Origin of the sequence: Streptomyces sp. 378, assembly GCF_030124145.1 — a bacterium.
Taxonomy (GTDB): domain Bacteria; phylum Actinomycetota; class Actinomycetes; order Streptomycetales; family Streptomycetaceae; genus Streptomyces.
In genome coordinates this window covers 65774-81497 of the sequence record NZ_JASKMS010000009.1, presented here as the reverse complement: position 1 = coordinate 81497, position 15724 = coordinate 65774, and the positions used below count along the sequence as shown (strand labels likewise).

13 protein-coding genes are annotated in these 15724 nt (G+C 71.6%); 10 read left to right on the top strand and 3 right to left on the bottom strand.

What is annotated here, in order from left to right:
• The first annotated feature begins 118 nt into the window (after positions 1–118).
• The 9 genes from QNO09_RS14960 (at position 119) to QNO09_RS14920 (ending at position 10341) form a co-directional block, all read left to right on the top strand.
• Positions 119–2245 carry a hypothetical protein gene (locus QNO09_RS14960; RefSeq protein ID WP_283970662.1) on the top strand — a complete coding sequence of 709 codons (2127 nt, stop codon included), beginning with the start codon at positions 119–121 and terminating at the stop codon, positions 2243–2245.
• Between the two features lie 95 nt (positions 2246–2340).
• Complete coding sequence (pelF, locus tag QNO09_RS14955) at positions 2341–3861, top strand: GT4 family glycosyltransferase PelF (RefSeq protein ID WP_283970661.1); 1521 nt, start codon at positions 2341–2343, stop codon at positions 3859–3861.
• Positions 3858–5276 carry a hypothetical protein gene (locus QNO09_RS14950; RefSeq protein WP_283970660.1) on the top strand — a complete coding sequence of 473 codons (1419 nt, stop codon included), beginning with the start codon at positions 3858–3860 and terminating at the stop codon, positions 5274–5276. Before pelF ends, QNO09_RS14950 begins: the two co-directional genes overlap by 4 nt.
• A 38-nt stretch (positions 5277–5314) precedes the next feature.
• Positions 5315–6316, top strand: coding sequence for a GDP-mannose 4,6-dehydratase (locus QNO09_RS14945; RefSeq protein ID WP_283970659.1), 1002 nt, complete (start codon positions 5315–5317; stop codon positions 6314–6316).
• A gap of 68 nt (positions 6317–6384) precedes the next feature.
• Positions 6385–7098 carry a nucleotidyltransferase family protein gene (locus QNO09_RS14940; protein WP_283970658.1) on the top strand — a complete coding sequence of 238 codons (714 nt, stop codon included), beginning with the start codon at positions 6385–6387 and terminating at the stop codon, positions 7096–7098.
• A 7-nt stretch (positions 7099–7105) separates the two neighbouring features.
• Positions 7106–8008, top strand: a complete 903-nt coding sequence (locus tag QNO09_RS14935; RefSeq protein ID WP_283970657.1) for an NAD-dependent epimerase/dehydratase family protein — start codon at positions 7106–7108, stop codon at positions 8006–8008.
• Positions 8005–8667, top strand: coding sequence for a spherulation-specific family 4 protein (locus tag QNO09_RS14930; protein WP_283970656.1), 663 nt, complete (start codon positions 8005–8007; stop codon positions 8665–8667). Before QNO09_RS14935 ends, QNO09_RS14930 begins: the two co-directional genes overlap by 4 nt.
• On the top strand, positions 8664–9596 hold the full coding sequence (locus QNO09_RS14925; protein WP_283970655.1) for an endo alpha-1,4 polygalactosaminidase: 933 nt from the start codon (positions 8664–8666) through the stop codon (positions 9594–9596). Before QNO09_RS14930 ends, QNO09_RS14925 begins: the two co-directional genes overlap by 4 nt.
• A 181-nt stretch (positions 9597–9777) precedes the next feature.
• Positions 9778–10341, top strand: coding sequence for a CGNR zinc finger domain-containing protein (locus QNO09_RS14920; protein WP_283970654.1), 564 nt, complete (start codon positions 9778–9780; stop codon positions 10339–10341).
• Positions 10342–10604: 263 nt separating this feature from the next.
• On the opposite strand, the gene msrA is transcribed toward QNO09_RS14920, so the two are convergent.
• The gene (gene msrA, locus QNO09_RS14915) at positions 10605–11114 is read right to left on the bottom strand and encodes a peptide-methionine (S)-S-oxide reductase MsrA (RefSeq protein ID WP_283970653.1); all 510 of its coding nucleotides are present in this window, start codon (positions 11112–11114) and stop codon (positions 10605–10607) included.
• A 306-nt stretch (positions 11115–11420) separates the two neighbouring features.
• Positions 11421–11918, bottom strand: a complete 498-nt coding sequence (locus QNO09_RS14910; protein WP_283970652.1) for an ATP-binding protein — start codon at positions 11916–11918, stop codon at positions 11421–11423.
• Positions 11919–12089: 171 nt separating this feature from the next.
• Between QNO09_RS14910 and QNO09_RS14905 the strand changes: the two genes are divergently transcribed.
• Positions 12090–12455, top strand: coding sequence for an STAS domain-containing protein (locus QNO09_RS14905; RefSeq protein WP_283970651.1), 366 nt, complete (start codon positions 12090–12092; stop codon positions 12453–12455).
• Between the two features lie 261 nt (positions 12456–12716).
• On the opposite strand, the gene rph is transcribed toward QNO09_RS14905, so the two are convergent.
• Positions 12717–15314, bottom strand: a complete 2598-nt coding sequence (gene rph / locus QNO09_RS14900; RefSeq protein WP_283970650.1) for a rifamycin-inactivating phosphotransferase — start codon at positions 15312–15314, stop codon at positions 12717–12719.
• Between the last annotated feature and the right edge of the window lie 410 nt (positions 15315–15724).

Sequence of the window (15724 nt, the reverse complement as noted above, 5' to 3'; positions counted from 1 at the left end):
TGACACGAACGGATGTGTGACGAACTGGCTTCTGAGGGGGACGCCGGCGGCACGCAAGGGGGTGCGTTCGCTCTACGGGAGCCGTGCTCACCCCTGCCCGGGGAGGGGACCTCACCGCATGAAGCGGACCTTTCGCACCACTGTGCTCACGGTGGGCGCGCTCATCGCCGCACTGGGCCTGCCGACCGGTGCGGCACATGCCGACACCACGCCCCGTATCGACCTGCGGGTGCTGGTGGTGAGCGACGGCGGCCCGTCGACTGACGCCATAGCCGCCGAACTGGCCGCGGCCGGCACGCCGTACACCCGGATCGACCTCACGGAGTCCGGCCGGACCGTGATCGACGCGGGCTTCCTCGCGGACACCGTCGACGGCAGGCCGCGCGCCAAGTTCCAGGCCGTCGTGCTGCCCAACGACAACCCGTTCCCGGCCGGTTCATCCGAGATGGCGGCACTGGCGGCGTACGAGCGGACCTACGACGTTCCCCAGGTCGACGCCTACACCTACGCCCGTCCCGAAGCCGGTCTGCAGTACCCGATCAACGGGGGATACTCCGGCAGCATCGACGGCGGGCGCGCGGAGGTGACCGCCGCCGGGAAGTCGGGCCCCTTCGGCTATCTCGACGGGCCGGTGCCCTTCGAGGACAACGACCCGGCCGTCGGCGAGAGTTACGCCTACCTGTCGAAGCCCGTGGCGGGCGCCGACTTCACCCCGTACGTGGAAGCGGCGATCCCCGGCCGGTCGACCAAGGGCACGCTGGTGGGCGAGTACCGGCACGACGGACGGCGCGAGCTGGTCGTCACCTTCGTCTACAACCAGTACCAGCAGCAGTTCCGCCTCCTGGCGCGCGGCATCGTCGAGTGGATGACCGGTGGTGTGCACCTGGGCGCCTCACGGAACTACTTCTCCGTCCACGTGGACGACGTGTTCGCCGCCGACGACCGCTGGAACAGTCAGCTCAACTGCACGCCCGGCGACGTCGACTGTGCGGACCCCGACGCGACACCCGACCCGATCCGGATGACGCCCGGCGATGTCGACCACGCCGTCGACTGGCAGAACAGCAAGAACTTCACCCTCGACTTCGCCTACAACGGCGCCGGCAGCACCGACCACCGCGAGGACCACAACGGCGCCGACCCGCTGGCCGACCGGCTGATCGCACGACGGGGCGAGTTCCGCTGGATCAACCACACCTACTCGCACCCCTTCCTCGGCTGCGTGCAGGACACGACCGTGGTGCCCTGGAAGTGCGCGACCAACGCCGACGGCACCACCCGGTGGATGAGCCGCAACGACATCTCCGACGAGATCGCCACCAACCGGGTCTGGGGCGAAAGGGCCGGGCTGCCCCTGGTGAACGGCGAGTTGGTCACCGGCGAGCACTCCGGCATGAAGGTGCTGCCGCAGCAGCCCGTAGACAACCCCCACCTGGCGCCGGCCCTCGACGACAACGACATCACCTGGCTCGGCTCGGACAACTCCCGTGAGCCCGCCCAGCGACGGGTGGGCCCGGCCACCACCGTGCCCCGCTATCCGATGAACGTCTTCTACAACGCCGGCCGGGCGGCCGAGCAGGTCGACGAGTACAACTGGATCTACACCGGCCGCGCCCAGGGCGGCAGCGGCATCTGCGAGGACAACCCGGCCACCACCACCTGTCTGGCGGCGCCCCTGGACGCCGCCACCGGCTACGCCGACCACATCGTCCCGCTGGAGACGCGGATCGCCCTCGGGCACGTCCTGGCCAACGACCCCAAGCCGCACTTCATCCACCAGTCGAACCTGGCCGAGGACCGCATCGCCTACCCCGTGCTCGACGGCGTCCTGGACGGCTACGAGGCGCTCTTCGCCGAGGGCACGCCCGTGGTGAACCCGAGAATGCAGGACATCGGCACCGAACTCCGGCGCCGGGCCGACTGGCAGGCCGCGCTCCGGGCCGGGCAGGTCACCGCCTACCGCGTCGGCGACACGGTGACCGTCGACGCACCGGCCGGACTGGCCGTCACCGCGACCCTGCCCTCCGGCACCACACTGGCCGGCGCCGCGTTCGGCGAGGCCTACGCGGGGGCGGTGTCCGGCTGGACACCCGCCACGGACACCCCGCTCGCTCTGAACCTGCCGGCGTCCGCGACGGCTCCGGCCGCCGACGCCCCGGAGCCCGCCCCGGCCACCGGCCCCGCCCCGCGGACCCGGGTCCCCGTGGGCGTCACCGACCCGGTGGGCCACACCACGGGCGACTGAACGGCGCACCCGCCCACAACCGACCTGAGGTCCTGGCCGCCCCGGCGGCCAGGACCGTCCCGAACCACCCCACACCTCGGCCGTGGAGCCCATCGATGCCCGTTCCCCAGGGCGCGCGACATACCGGAGCGACGCGCGTCACCCTGCTCACCGAAGGCACCTACCCGCACAGCCACGGCGGCGTCAGCGTCTGGTGCGACCAGCTCGTCCAGGGCATGCCGGACCTCGCCTTCGACGTCATCGCCGTCACCGGCACCGGACGTGAGCCGGTCGTATGGGACCTGCCCGCACACGTCTCCAGCGTGCTGTCCGTCCCCATGTGGGGCGCCCCGCCCGAGGGCCGCCCGCCCCGGGGCCGATCCCGCAACCAACTGGCCGCCTCCTACGAGCGGTTCCTCACCGCACTGCTCGACCCGCGCGCCGAGGACGGGTTCGCGCCCGCCCTGTACGCGCTGGCACGGGCGGCGTCGGAGGGGACGCTGAGCCCTTTCCTGCGCGGGGACCGGGCGATCGCGATCCTCACCGCGCTGTGGAACCGCCCCGGTCTCGCCGTACGCGAGGCACAGCCCACGCTGCACGACGCGCTCACCGCGACCGCCCTGCTGGAGCACGCCCTGCGCCCGCTGGCCGCGCCGGCACCCGCCAGCGGGGTCGCCCACGCGGTCAGCGGCGGGGTCGCCGTCCTGCCGGGTCTCGCCGCCCTCGAACACCACGGCGTTCCGCTGCTGTTGACCGAGCACGGGGTCTATCTGCGTGAGCGCTACCTCGGCTACCGCACCGCGCCCTACCGCTGGCCCGTGAAGGCCGTGATCCTCGGGTTCTTCCGGCTGCTCGCCCAGGAGAGCTACCGACGCGCCGCCCTGATCACACCCGGCAACCGCTACAACCGGCTGTGGGAGGAGGAGGGCGGCGCCGCCCCGGAGTCGATCCGCACGGTCTACAACGGCGTCGACCCCGCCGCGTTCCCGGCGGCCGGGCCCGAACCGGACGCACCCACCCTCAGCTGGGCGGGCCGCGTGGACCCCATCAAGGATCTGGAGACCCTCATCCGGGCCTTCGCCGTCGTCCGCGACCGGCTCCCGCACGCGCGGCTGCGGCTGTTCGGCGGGACACCGCGAGGCGGAGAGGCCTACCGGGAACGCTGCGAGGCCCTGGCCGCCGAGCTCGGACATGCCGACGCCGTCACCTTCGAAGGGCGCGTCGACGACATCAAGGACGCCTACGCCGCCGGAAACGTCGTGATGCTCTCCAGCATCAGCGAGGGCTTCCCCTTCACCCTGATCGAGGCCATGTCCTGCGGACGGGCGACCGTCTCCACCGACGTGGGCGGTGTGCGCGAGGCCGTCGGCGACACCGGGCTCGTGGTGCCTCCGCGCGATCCCGTGGCGATGGCCGAGGCCGCACTGGAGCTGCTGGGCGATCCCGGGCGGCGCAGGGCGATGGGTGAGGCGGCCCGGCTCCGGGTCATCGAGCAGTTCACCCTCCGGCAGACCATCGACACGTTTCGGTCCGTCTATCTGGAACTCGCCCATCCACCGCAGGGGTCGACGGTCATGCCCCCGACGGTCAGGAGGTCGGCCCGGGCCGTCCACGGCACGGGAAGCCTCGCCCTGTGAGCGGGCCGATGTCCCTGGAACCCGGGGGGTCCGAACAGGACACCCTGGCCATCCGCCTGGCCGGCACCCGCCCGCCACGCCGTCGGCCGCGCTGGGCGCTCGACGACACCACGCTCGCCATCAGGCTGCCCCGGCGCGGCCCCGACGAGGAGGCGGTCAGTGAACTCGCCGCCGAACTCGCCGACCGCATAGGCCCCGCCGTCCACCCCTACGAGGTGGCCGCGCTGCTGGAGGCGGAGGGACTGTCCGCCTCCCTGATCAACGAACGGTACGGACACCCGAACCTGTTCTCCCTCGCCTCCGCGCTGTACGAACGGGTGCCGCGCACCTTCCCCGAACCCGCCCCCGGGCCCGACCCCTGGCGCCCCGACACCCTGCGCTGCCTCCTGCGGGGCGTGCTGTTCGCGCTGCCCGGCCTGGCCTACCTGCTGACGGCCCCGTTGTGGAACGCCGGCGGGCACGCCCCCGCCCTCGTCGTGGCCGGACTCGTGTCCTGGGCGTGGGGGCAGGCACTCGGCCACCGCGCGCACCTGCGGATGGCGACCGGACGCCGGGAGGCGGGCCGTACCCTCCTGGCCGGCGCGCCCGTGGGAGCGGCGGTGGCCACGGCGGTGGCCGCGCTGCCCGCGGACGGCGGACCGGTGACCCTGGTGGCGGCCGCGCAGTCCGCGTACCTGGCGGCCGCCGGTGTGCTGCTGGTGCTGGGGCGGGAACGGCTGCTGCTGGCCGCGCTCAGCCCGCTGCTCGCCGGTGCTTGCCTCCTGCCGTGGTGGGAGCCCGGCCCCGCGCTCCGGACCGGGCTGCCCCTGCTGGCGCTGCTCGCCACGCTCACCGTCACCGGCGGGGTCCTGCATCGTGCCCTCGCCGCCCCGGCCACCGCCGGTGCGCCCCGGCCACGCCTGATGTGGTCACTGCCGTACGGCCTGTTCGGGCTGGCCGCCGGGGTGCTGGTGCTGCTGGAGGGGCGGGAGGAACCGTACGCGGTGATCGTGCTGACGCTGAGCATGGGGCCGGCGGAATGGCTGCTGTACCGCTACCGCGGACTGTCGGTCGCCGCGCTGCGCGCCACCGCCACGCCCGCCGGGTTCCTGCTGCGCTCGGCCGGCATCCTCGGCCTCTGCCTGCTCGCCTATCTCGCACCGCTGCTGCCCGCGGCCCTGCTCACCGGCGCCGACCCCGTCGCCCTGCTGCTGCTCGCCGCCGTCCTGTGGACCGCGCTGCTGCTCCAGGCGTTCGGAGCGGCCTGGTCGTCGGCGGGGATCTGCCTCACGGCAGCCGGCGCGGCCGGTGCGGTCGTCCTGTTCCGGCTGCCACCGGGCACGGCCCTGGCGCTGCCGCTCAGCTGCGGCGCCGCCGCTCTGTGCCTGTCGGCGTGCGCGTTGTGTCTGCTCGGCCGGCCCGCCCCGCACGCCTGACCCCGCTCACCTCTCACCGCGTCGAAGGGACCACTCAGTTGACCTCCGCACCGCTCGCCGCCGTCACCGGAGCCGAGGGCTTCATCGGCTCTCACCTCACCGAGGCCCTGGTCGCCTCCGGACACCGGGTCAGGGCCATGGCCCAGTACAACTCCTTCTCCTCCTACGGCTGGCTGGAGACCCTGCGTCCGGACGTCCTGGACCAGGTGGAGATCGTCCTCGGCGACGTCCGGGACCCCGGTTCCGTCCGCGGTCTCCTCGAAGGCGCCGACACGGCCTACCACCTGGCCGCCCTGATCGCGATCCCCTACTCCTACCAGGCCCCGCACAGCTACGTGGACACCAACGTCACCGGCACCCTCAACGTGCTGGAAGCCGTGCGCGCCCTCGGCACGCCCCGGCTGGTGCACACCTCCACCAGCGAGACGTACGGCACCGCGCGGACCGTGCCCATCACCGAGGACCACCCCATCAACACTCAGTCGCCGTACGCCGCTTCGAAGGCGGGCGGGGACCGGCTGGCCGACAGCTACCACGCCAGTTTCGACACCCCGGTCGTGACACTGCGGCCCTTCAACACCTTCGGTCCGCGTCAGTCCATGCGCGCCGTCATCCCCACCGTCATCGGGCAGGTCGCCGCGGGAGAACGCACGATCACTCTCGGCGACCTGCGCCCCACCCGCGATTTCACCTTCGTCAAGGACACCGCGCAGGCCTTCCTCGCCGTCGGTACCGCACCCGCCGGGCAGGTCGTGGGCCGTACCTTCAACGCCGGTACGGGCGGGGAGATCTCGGTCGGCGACCTGGTCGGGCTGATCGGCAAGGTGATGGACACCGCGCTCGACGTGCGCGAGGACGAGGCCCGCATCCGTCCGGCCAACTCCGAGGTGATGCGCCTGGTCGCCGACGCGAGCCGGCTCGCCGCCGCGACCGGCTGGCGGCCCGCCCACACCCTGGAGGAAGGCCTCGCGCACACCGTGGAGTTCTTCCGCGACCCGGCCAACCTCGCCCGCTACAAGACCGGCATCTACAACATCTGACACCGCACAGCGGATCTCGTCCGTCACGTCCGCGCACGTCCACGAAGCGTTCACGAAGGAGGAGCCCCATGCACGCAGTGATCCTGGCGGGAGGCAAGGGCGTCCGGCTGCGGCCGTACACCACGGCGCTGCCCAAGCCGCTCGTCCCCATCGGCGACCAGCACGCCATTCTGGAGATCGTGCTGCGCCAGCTTTCCGCGGCCGGCTTCACCAGTTGCACCATAGCGATCGGCCACCTCGGCGAGATCATCCGCGCCTACGTCGGCGACGGCTCCCAGTGGGGCCTGGCCGTCGACTACGCCACCGAGGAGAACCCGCTGGGCACCATGGGCCCGCTGCTCACCCTGCGCGACCGCCTGCCCGAGACCTTCCTGGTGATGAACGGCGACGTCCTCACCGACCTCGACTACGCCGACGTCCTGCGCCGGCACCGCGCGTCCGGTGCCCCGCTGACCATCGCCACGTACGCCCGCAAGGTGCACATCGACTTCGGGGTGCTGACCACCGACGCCAGCAGGGTCGTCGCGTTCACCGAGAAGCCGAGCATGGACTACCGCGTCTCCATGGGCGTCTACGGCCTGTCCCGTGCCACCCTCGGCGGCTACACGCCCGGACTGCCGCTCGGCTTCGACGAGTTGGTGCTCGACCTGCTCAAGAGCGACAACCAGCCGCACGCCTACGACTTCGACGGGTACTGGCTCGACATCGGCCGCCCGGACGACTACGACCGGGCCAACGCCGAGTTCACCAGCCGCAAGTCGCTACTGCTCAAGGGAGCCTGAGCACGTCATGCGCATTCTCGTCCTGGGCTTCACCGGCTATCTCGGCGTGCACGTCGCCGAGCGGCTGCGCGACCTGCCGGGCGCGCTGGTCCTCGGCGGTGGCCGCTCGCCCTCCGCCGACCTCGACGTCGATCTCGCCCGCGTCCGTCCGGAACAGCTGGCGAAGACCCTCGCGACGGCCGCGCCCGACATCGTCGTCAACTGCGCGGGCGCCACCGGCGGTGACGCCGTCACCCTCGCCGAGGTCAACGCCCGCGGCCCGGCGGTGCTGTGTGCCGCACTGCGCGAGGCGGCACCCGCGGCCCGTCTGGTGCACCTGGGCTCGGCCGCCGAATACGGCCCCGGCACCCCGGACACCGCGGTGACGGAGTCGGGGGTCACCCGCCCGGTCGGCCCCTACGGCGCGACCAAGCTCGCGGGCACGCTCGCGGTGACCGCCTCCGGCCTGGACGCGGTGGTGCTGCGGGTGGGCAATCCGGTGGGCCCCGGAGCACCGCCCACCGGGCTGCCCGGGCGGATCGCCGGCCTGCTGCGCGAGGCCGGCCCCGACCCGGAGGCGGTGCTGCGGTTCGGTGACCTGTCGGCCTACCGCGACTTCGTCGACGTACGCGACGTGTCGAGGGCGGCGGTGCTGGCGGCCACGGCTCCGGGCCCGCTGCCGCTCGTCCTCAACGTCGGCGGGGGCCGGGCCGTCCCGGTGCGCGACCTGGTGCGGGGCCTGGCCGGCCTGGCCGGGTTCCGTGGCCGGATCGAGGAGACCACGGCGAGCCCGGCCGGCTCGGCCCGTTCCGCGCAGGTGTCGTGGCAGTGTTCGGACATCACCGCCGCCGGGCGGGCCCTGGACTGGCGTCCCGCCCACACCCTCGGCGACGCGCTGGCCACGCTGTGGGAAGGCTGCCGCACACCGTGAACCTGCTGATTCCGCTGTACGTCCATCCTGCCGAGGACCCGGGTGCCTGGCACCGGCTGATCACCGCCGCGCCCCGCACGTACGGGGTCGTCCTCAACCCGGCGAGCGGACCGGGTGAGGCCCCCGACCCGGCGTTCACCGCCGCGGCCGGTGCGCTGCGGACCGCGGGAGCGCGTCTGCTGGGCTATGTCGACACCGACTACGGGGTGCGCGACCCCGCCGACATCACCGAGGACGTGCGCCGGCACCGGGAGTGGTACGCGGCGGACGGCTGCTTCCTCGACCGGGTGACGGCGACCGCCGACGGACTGCCGGGCTGTCGCCGCCTGGTGCGGGCACTGCGCCGCCTGGGCGTGGGCACGGTCGTCCTCAACCCCGGGGTCCACCCGGCCCCGGGGTACGCCCGCATCGCCGACCTGACCGTCACCTTCGAGGGCCACTGGTCCACGTACGTCTCCGCGTTCAGCCGGCCCGCGTGGACCGCGCGGCACGGACCGGAGCGGCTGTGCCACCTCGTCTACGGTGTGCCCGAGGCGCTCGTTCCCCTCGCCGTGCGCACCGCACATGAGCGAGGAGCGGCGGTCTGCGGCCCCGTCACGGGCGAACCGCCCAACCCCTGGGCGCAGTTGACACCCGCTCTCGCCGGAGCGGAGCGATGAGGAGGAGGCAGCTGTCCTGTGCGGCCCTGCTGACCGCGCTGGTGGCCGCGGGGTTGACGGGCTGCTCCGGCGGCGCGGAGCGAGCCGCCGACGCGCACGGCACGACGCCGGCCGCGCCGCGCACGGCGGCCCCCTCCCGGCCGCCGGCACCCGAGCCGGAAGGGCCGGTGACCTCGCCGAGCCCCTCCCCTCCGCCGGCGCGGCCGGCCGCCTCACCCTCGCCCTCCAGAGCGGTGTGGAAGCCCCGCCCGGGTCTCTCCTGGCAGTGGCAGCTCGACGGCAAGGTCGACGCCTCCGCCGACGTCCCGGTCTACGACATCGACGGATTCGAGAACTCCGCGGCGGACGTGGCCCGGCTCCACCGCGCGGGCCGGAAAGTCATCTGTTACGTCAACGTCGGCGCGTGGGAGAACTTCCGCCCGGACCGGGACGCCTTCCCGCACTCGGTGCTCGGCAAGCCCAACGGATGGGCGGGCGAACGATGGCTGGACATCCGGCAGCTGACCGTCCTGCGACCGATCATGGAACGCCGCTTCGACATGTGCCGCGACAAGGGATTCGACGCCGTGGAGCCCGACCTGGTGGAGGGTTACGGCAACGACACCGGTTTCCCCCTCACCGCACGCGACCAACTGAGATACAACCGTATGATCGCGGCGATCGCGCACGCGCGAGGACTGTCCGTGGGCCTGAAGAACGACCTCCCCCAGATCTCGCAACTTGTGGCCCACTTCGACTTCGCGGTCAACGAGGAGTGCGCCCAGTACGACGAGTGCGGCGAGCTCTCCCCGTTCATCGCGGCCGGCAAGGCGGTGTTCCACGTGGAGTACACGGAACCGCGGAGCGGTTTCTGTGCCGAGTCCCGACGGCTGAGGCTGTCGTCGATGGTGAAGAAGCCGGAACTCGGGGTGTGGCGGAGCCCTTGCTGAGCTGACGCGCCCCGGCTGTGGAGCGCGGCGGGGAACCGAACGGGGCCTTCGCGCGTGGTAGCGGAGAAGGCCTGTTTCGCCGCCCGTGACCCGTTCGCAGGGGTGGCCGTGCGGAAGTGCCGTTCGCTGCCCGCGGTGACGATTCTTGTCTCAGCTAGTCGTCACCCGTCAAAATGGTGATGTGCATCTCGACCACGTTTTCGTCTGCGGGCACCCGGCCCTCGACTTCGCGGCCACTCTGCGCGCCCGGCGCTCGACACCGTTCGAGTTGTTCGTGACGCCTGAACGCCTGAACGCCTGGTACCTGGAGTCCGGGCTCGTCGACACGATCACACCCGGCAAGGAGGAGGACGTCCGGGAAGCGACCACGGTGCGCGAGGTGATCTACCGACTCGTCACGAACCGTCGCCTGGGTGAGAACTTCGACCGCGAGGCGCTCGCCGTGCTGAACGCCGCTGCGCGCAAGACGCCCGCGACACCGCAGTTGACCCTGACAGGCCGGCACACCGACGCGACGCCCGAACAGGCCCTGGCGACCGTGGCCCGGCAGTCGGTCGAACTGCTCAGCGGCCCGGACGTCCCCCTGCTGAAGGAGTGCGGCAACCCGGAGTGCACGCGCGTCTACATCGATCGCTCCCGCGGCATGCGGCGGCAGTGGTGCGGCATGGAGTCGTGTGGCAACAAGATCAAGGCAGCGGCGTATCGCGCACGGAAGAAGACCTCTCCCGTTACGCCCTCGAACTGATCCGTCGGTCGGGCCCGCGCGTCGGCCTCTGCTCGGCGAACTGCCGCCGTGCGCTTCGAAGGGGGCGAAAACCACACGTGGCCGGGAAGGACGTCGCCCTTCCCGGCCACGTCGACGCTCCGGACTAGGCCCCTTCTGATGGATCTCCGCGGGAGAAGGAGCGGCGTTCGGTGCGGCGGTGGGGGCCCCTCCCGTTCGAGCGAAGCCGAGAACGGGGGAGCGTGCCGGGCGTCGCGACGCCGCGGAGATCCATCAGAAGGGGCCTAGCCGCGCCTGGGCAACCGCCAGTTCGGGCGCGGGAAGTGACAGGTGTAGCCCTCCGGATACCGCTGAAGGTAGTCCTGGTGCTCCGGCTCGGCCTCCCAGAACGCGCCGGCCGGCACGACCTCGGTCACCACGGGACCCGGCCACAGTCCGGACGCCTCGACATCGGCGATGGTGTCCTGCGCGACGCGCCGCTGCTCGTCGTCGAGGTAGAAGATGGCGGAGCGGTAGCTCAGGCCGATGTCGTTGCCCTGCCGGTTCCTCGTGGTCGGGTCGTGAATCTGGAAGAAGTACTCCAGGATCGAGCGATAGTCGCTGGCGGTCGGATCGAACACGATCTCGATCGACTCCGCGTGCTTTCCGTGGTCACGGTAGGTGGGGTGGGGCTTGCCGTCGTCGCCGCTGTAGCCGACCCGGGTGCGGATCACCCCGGGAAGCGACCTGATCAGCTCCTGCATGCCCCAGAAGCAGCCGCCGGCCAGCAGCGCCCTTTCCTCGACATCGCTCATGGCGGTCACCTTTCTCGTCCGTATGGGTCCACGCGGAACCAGCCTCGCACATCAGCCGTCCCCTGCAATCACCATCCTGACAGGTGACGAGTCGGGCTGACCCCCGGATTCCGCGTCAGGCGGTCCTCCAGGGCGGTCGGCGTAGGGCGTGCAGGGCCCGCCCGGGCCTGCCCCTCGGGAACGGTCGGTCCGCCCGGACGCGGGCGACTCGCCTCTGCGGAGACACGACCTCCGTCGAGGTCGCCTGTCGCTGCTCGGGGGCCGGCGGCTCGGGAGGTGACGGAACCGGCTGGTCGCACCGCCCGGCTAGGCCGCCCCGTCGCGGTCTGCCGCCACCTCGCCGCGCAGGGCGCCACCGGGGCTGTCGGAGAGAGCGATGCGGGCGGTGATGCGCTTGCCCACCGGCTCGCGCTGTATCTCGAAGTCCTCGACCACGGCCTTCACGATCTCCAAACCGTGCTGGCCGATCCTGCTGGGGTCGGCGGCCCGGGCCGTGGGGACCGTCGGGTCGCTGTCCCAGACGATGACTTCCACACTGCGGGCGGTGACGCGCAGTTCCAGCAGCACGGGCCCCGGAGCGTACTTCCGCGTGTTGGTGACCAGCTCGCTGACGACCAGCTGGGTGAGATCCCTCGCTCGGGCGGAGACGGCCAGGTGACGGTCGTCACTCGCCCGGTCGAGGAAGGCGACGGCGTGATGGCGGGCGTCCGCGATGCAGCTGTCGTCTCCCCCCAGCGCGTACGCGGCACGCATCAGGTACTCCTGCGGCGCCGTGCAGCCGTCACCGTCGACATCAGATCCCACTGGCCTCGCCCTCACTCCCCGTTCACGCGCGCCGGTACCCCGTTTCGCCACCCCGCATGCCGCAAAGGTGTTGTTCGGCACAGCCGCTCAGGTGCATCGGGCCGGGACGGTGAGGCAGAATCATCCGCGCACGTTTCTGACCGGGCAAGCCTAAGCACATTTGAGGAGACGGTGACCCACATCGAGGAAGCGGACCGGCCGGGCCGGCTCCATGCCGAACACCGCATGGCGGGAGACATCCGTGTCGTGACGCTGCGGGGCGAGATCGACCACGACGTCCAGGACGTGCTCAGCGCAGCCCTGCTCATCGACGACGGGGCGGTGCCACCGCGGATCGTCGCGGATCTCAGCGGCGTGACATTCATGGACTCCAGCGGCATCAACGTCTTCGTCACCGCCCACCAGCAGGTGAGCGGCGCAAACGGGTGGATGCGGATCGTCGGCGCCCAGCACTCCGTCCTGCGGGTGCTGCAGCTGGTCGGCGTCGACACCCTCATCCCCTGCCACGACACCACCGAGCAGGCCCTGAGCACCTGAACCGCGTGCCGCCGGCCCCGGGCGGAGACGCCACGGGGGCCGCGGGCCGGGTCGCCGCCCGGCCCCCCGATGAGCTGGCGGGCGGCGCTCGAGCCACAGGGAGCCGATGCTCTGCCGCTCGGCGACGGACCGCGGACCGTGCGACGACCGGCTGGACTCTTCGCGAGATCCGGTCGTCGGCAGAAGGAAGTCGCTGCGCCCCGCAGCTTCTGGTCACATACGGGAGGAAGGGCTACGGAAGCGACTTCCCGGCGAAATCGGTCAAGGCAGGATCTCGACGTACCCGTCGGTTCCGTGGACGCGGATCCGCTGGCCGTCCTGGATCAAGCGGGTGGCCCGCTCCACGCCTACGACGGCCGGCAAGCCGTACTCCCGGGCGATCACCGCGCCGTGGGTCATCAGGCCGCCCACCTCCGTCACCAGGCCCGCGATGCCGACGAAGAGGGGTGACCAACTGGGGTCCGTGTAGGCCGTGACCAGGATGTCGCCCGGCTCGAGATCGGCTTGCGCCATGTCCAGGATGACGCGGGCCCGCCCTTCGATGGTCCCGCCGGAGACCGGCAGGCCGACCAGGGCACCGGCCGGCACGTCATCGCGTCGGTAGGCGCCGTTGACGGTCTCGCCCTCCGAGGTGAGGACGCGCGGCGGTGTGAGCGCGTGGTACGACCGGAACGCCTCCTTGCGCTGCGGGATGAGCCGGTCGTCCACCCGCTTCGCACGCACGACGTCGTGGAACTCCTGGAACGTGAGGTAGAAGATGTCCTCCTCCTCACGGAGCACGCCGGCCTGCACGAGGCGCTCGGCCTCCGCCATCAAGGCCTGCTTGTAGACGAAGTAGCGGCTGATGATGCCGTACTTGGGGTACTCCCGGTATCCGATGAAGGTCCGGACCCGGTCGATCATCTTCTTGGCCTCGTCCGCTTTGCTCTCCCCGTCGGGCAGGGCACGCAGGCGGGTCAGCACGTCCTGTTCCTTCTTGAGCGCCTTCTGCCGGCCTTCCTCGAAGCGTCGCCCGGCCGCGCCCGGATCGAAGTTTCTGACGTTGTCGAGGATCGCCGGCACGAGCGTGCCGGGGCGTTCGCGCCAGCGGGGCCTCGTGATGTCGATCTCTCCGGCACAGCGCATGCCGTACCGGTCGAGGTAGGCCTCGATGGCTTCGCGTGCTTCGGGCCCACCCGGAACCTTGGCCAGTTCGTCGAGGAAGCCGTCGTCCTCGACGGTCTGCAGGAACGCCACCACCTCCGGGTGGGGACGGATCACGTCCGCGACGTCGAGCAGTTCCAGTCCCATCTCCGAGGTGATGTTGTCGGGGGCGGACAGCGTGAGGGTGTCGGCCGCGTTCTTCTCGCCCAGCCACTCGTGCAGCGTGTCGTTGAGCCACCACGTGGACTCCATCCCGGCCATGATCGCCTGGAAGCTCAGCGGATCGGTGAGGACCCGCTTGTGCTCCTCGAAGGCCTCCAGCAGGAAGTCGAACAGCGCCGGTCCGCTCTTCGCGGCGATGTCGCGCCGCAGGGCGGCGACGGACTTCTCGCTGCGCTCGATCAGCCGGGTGACGACGGCCGGGTCGGTCTCGATCGGCGCGGGCGCGCCGCCGGCCGGGCGGTCGCCGGGCTCCGGGTCCGGGAGTGAGGAGACGAAGCCGTCCCGGTCGAGGACCGTCTCCAGGGCGTCCCTGGTCAACGGGTCTGACCTCCCCACCAGGTCCATGAGGTTCGCGCGGCTCGCGGGCGAGGACAGCGCGCGGGTGGCGTCGACGAAGAGCCTCCCGCCGGCGTCGCGCATCGGCGCCATGGCCGTCAGCTTCCACAGGGAGAGCCCCAGGGGCTTCATGGGGTCGGTCATCATCTGCTGATGGCCGACGGAGACGTAGACGTGATTCTCCTGGTCGTCGGTCTCGGGAATGGGGAACAGCGTCGTGATCGGCCGGCTCTGCACGATCTGGAAGCCGTCACCGGCCAGGCACCATTCGATGTCCTGCGGGCTGCCGAAGTGCGCCTCGATCCGGCGCCCGAGCTCCACCAGCCGCACGACCTGTGCGTCGGTCAGCGCCGGCTGCTCCTGTTGCCGCGCGTCGACCGCCCTCGTCTGCGTGCCGCCGGCCGGCAGGGCGTGCACGGCACGCTCCTTGGCGGCGATCGCCCTGGCGACGATCCGGCCGTCTCGCACCTTGAAGACATCCGGGTTGACCAGGCCGGAGACCAGGGCCTCGCCCAGCCCGAAGCCGGCGTCGACGGTGGCGACCTTCCGGTTGCCCGTGACCGGATCGGCCGTGAACAGGATGCCGGCCGCCTCGGAGAACACCATCTGCTGCACGACCACGGCCATGTGGACCGTGCGGTGATCGATGCCGTTGCGTCGGCGGTAGGTCACGGCCCGCTCGGTGAAGAGTGAGGCCCAGCAGCGGCTGACATGCCGGAGGATCGCCTCCGGCCCCACGACGTTCAGATACGTGTCCTGTTGGCCGGCGAAGGACGCCGTCGGCAGGTCCTCCGCCGTCGCGCTGGACCGGACGGCGTAGGCGGCCTGTTCGCCGAGCCGACCGAGAGGGCGGGTGATCGCCGCCGCGAGATCGCCCGGGACGGTGATCCCTTCGATGGTGCTGCGGATCTGCGCGCTGAGGCTTCGGATCGCCTCCCGGTCGTCCGGGTCCAGACGCGCCAGTTGATCGAGTCGGTCCCCGATCGGCGGTGCTTCCGCCACGATCCGCCGGAAGGCGTCCGTCGTCACACAGAACCCGCCCGGCACGCTGACGCCTTCGATCCGCGACAGCGTGCCCAGGTGCGCGCCCTTGCCGCCGACGGTCGCGACCTGTGTCTCGTCGACCTGCCGGAGGTCCCGCACGAGTTGCTCGGTCATCGCGACACCTCCGAGGCGGCCGTGCTCCGTCGTCCCGCACCCACAGTTCGGACCAGCAGCGCCTCCAGCGCCGCCGAACCGCTGGTCGAGCAGGTCCTTCTATGCAACACACGCACCTCATGTCCCCGTTTCCGCAGGTTGTGGCCTCGGCCGATGATTCTGCGCCCTGACCAGGCCCTTGCCGCAAGCCCCCCGGTGCGCTATACCTTGGGAGAGGCAAGGAGATCTCTCTCCTTGCCTTTGGCGTTTTCCGGGGGGCCGTCCGGCCGGAGGCGGCGCGGGCGCGTCCGCTCAGGCAGCCGCCTGGCCGCGGTGATCGGTACCGCCGCTTCCGCAGCCCGGCTCCATTCGGCGCCCTGCCCTGCTCGAACGCATCGTCGACACCCGTCTTCCACCGCCCTCGACGGACG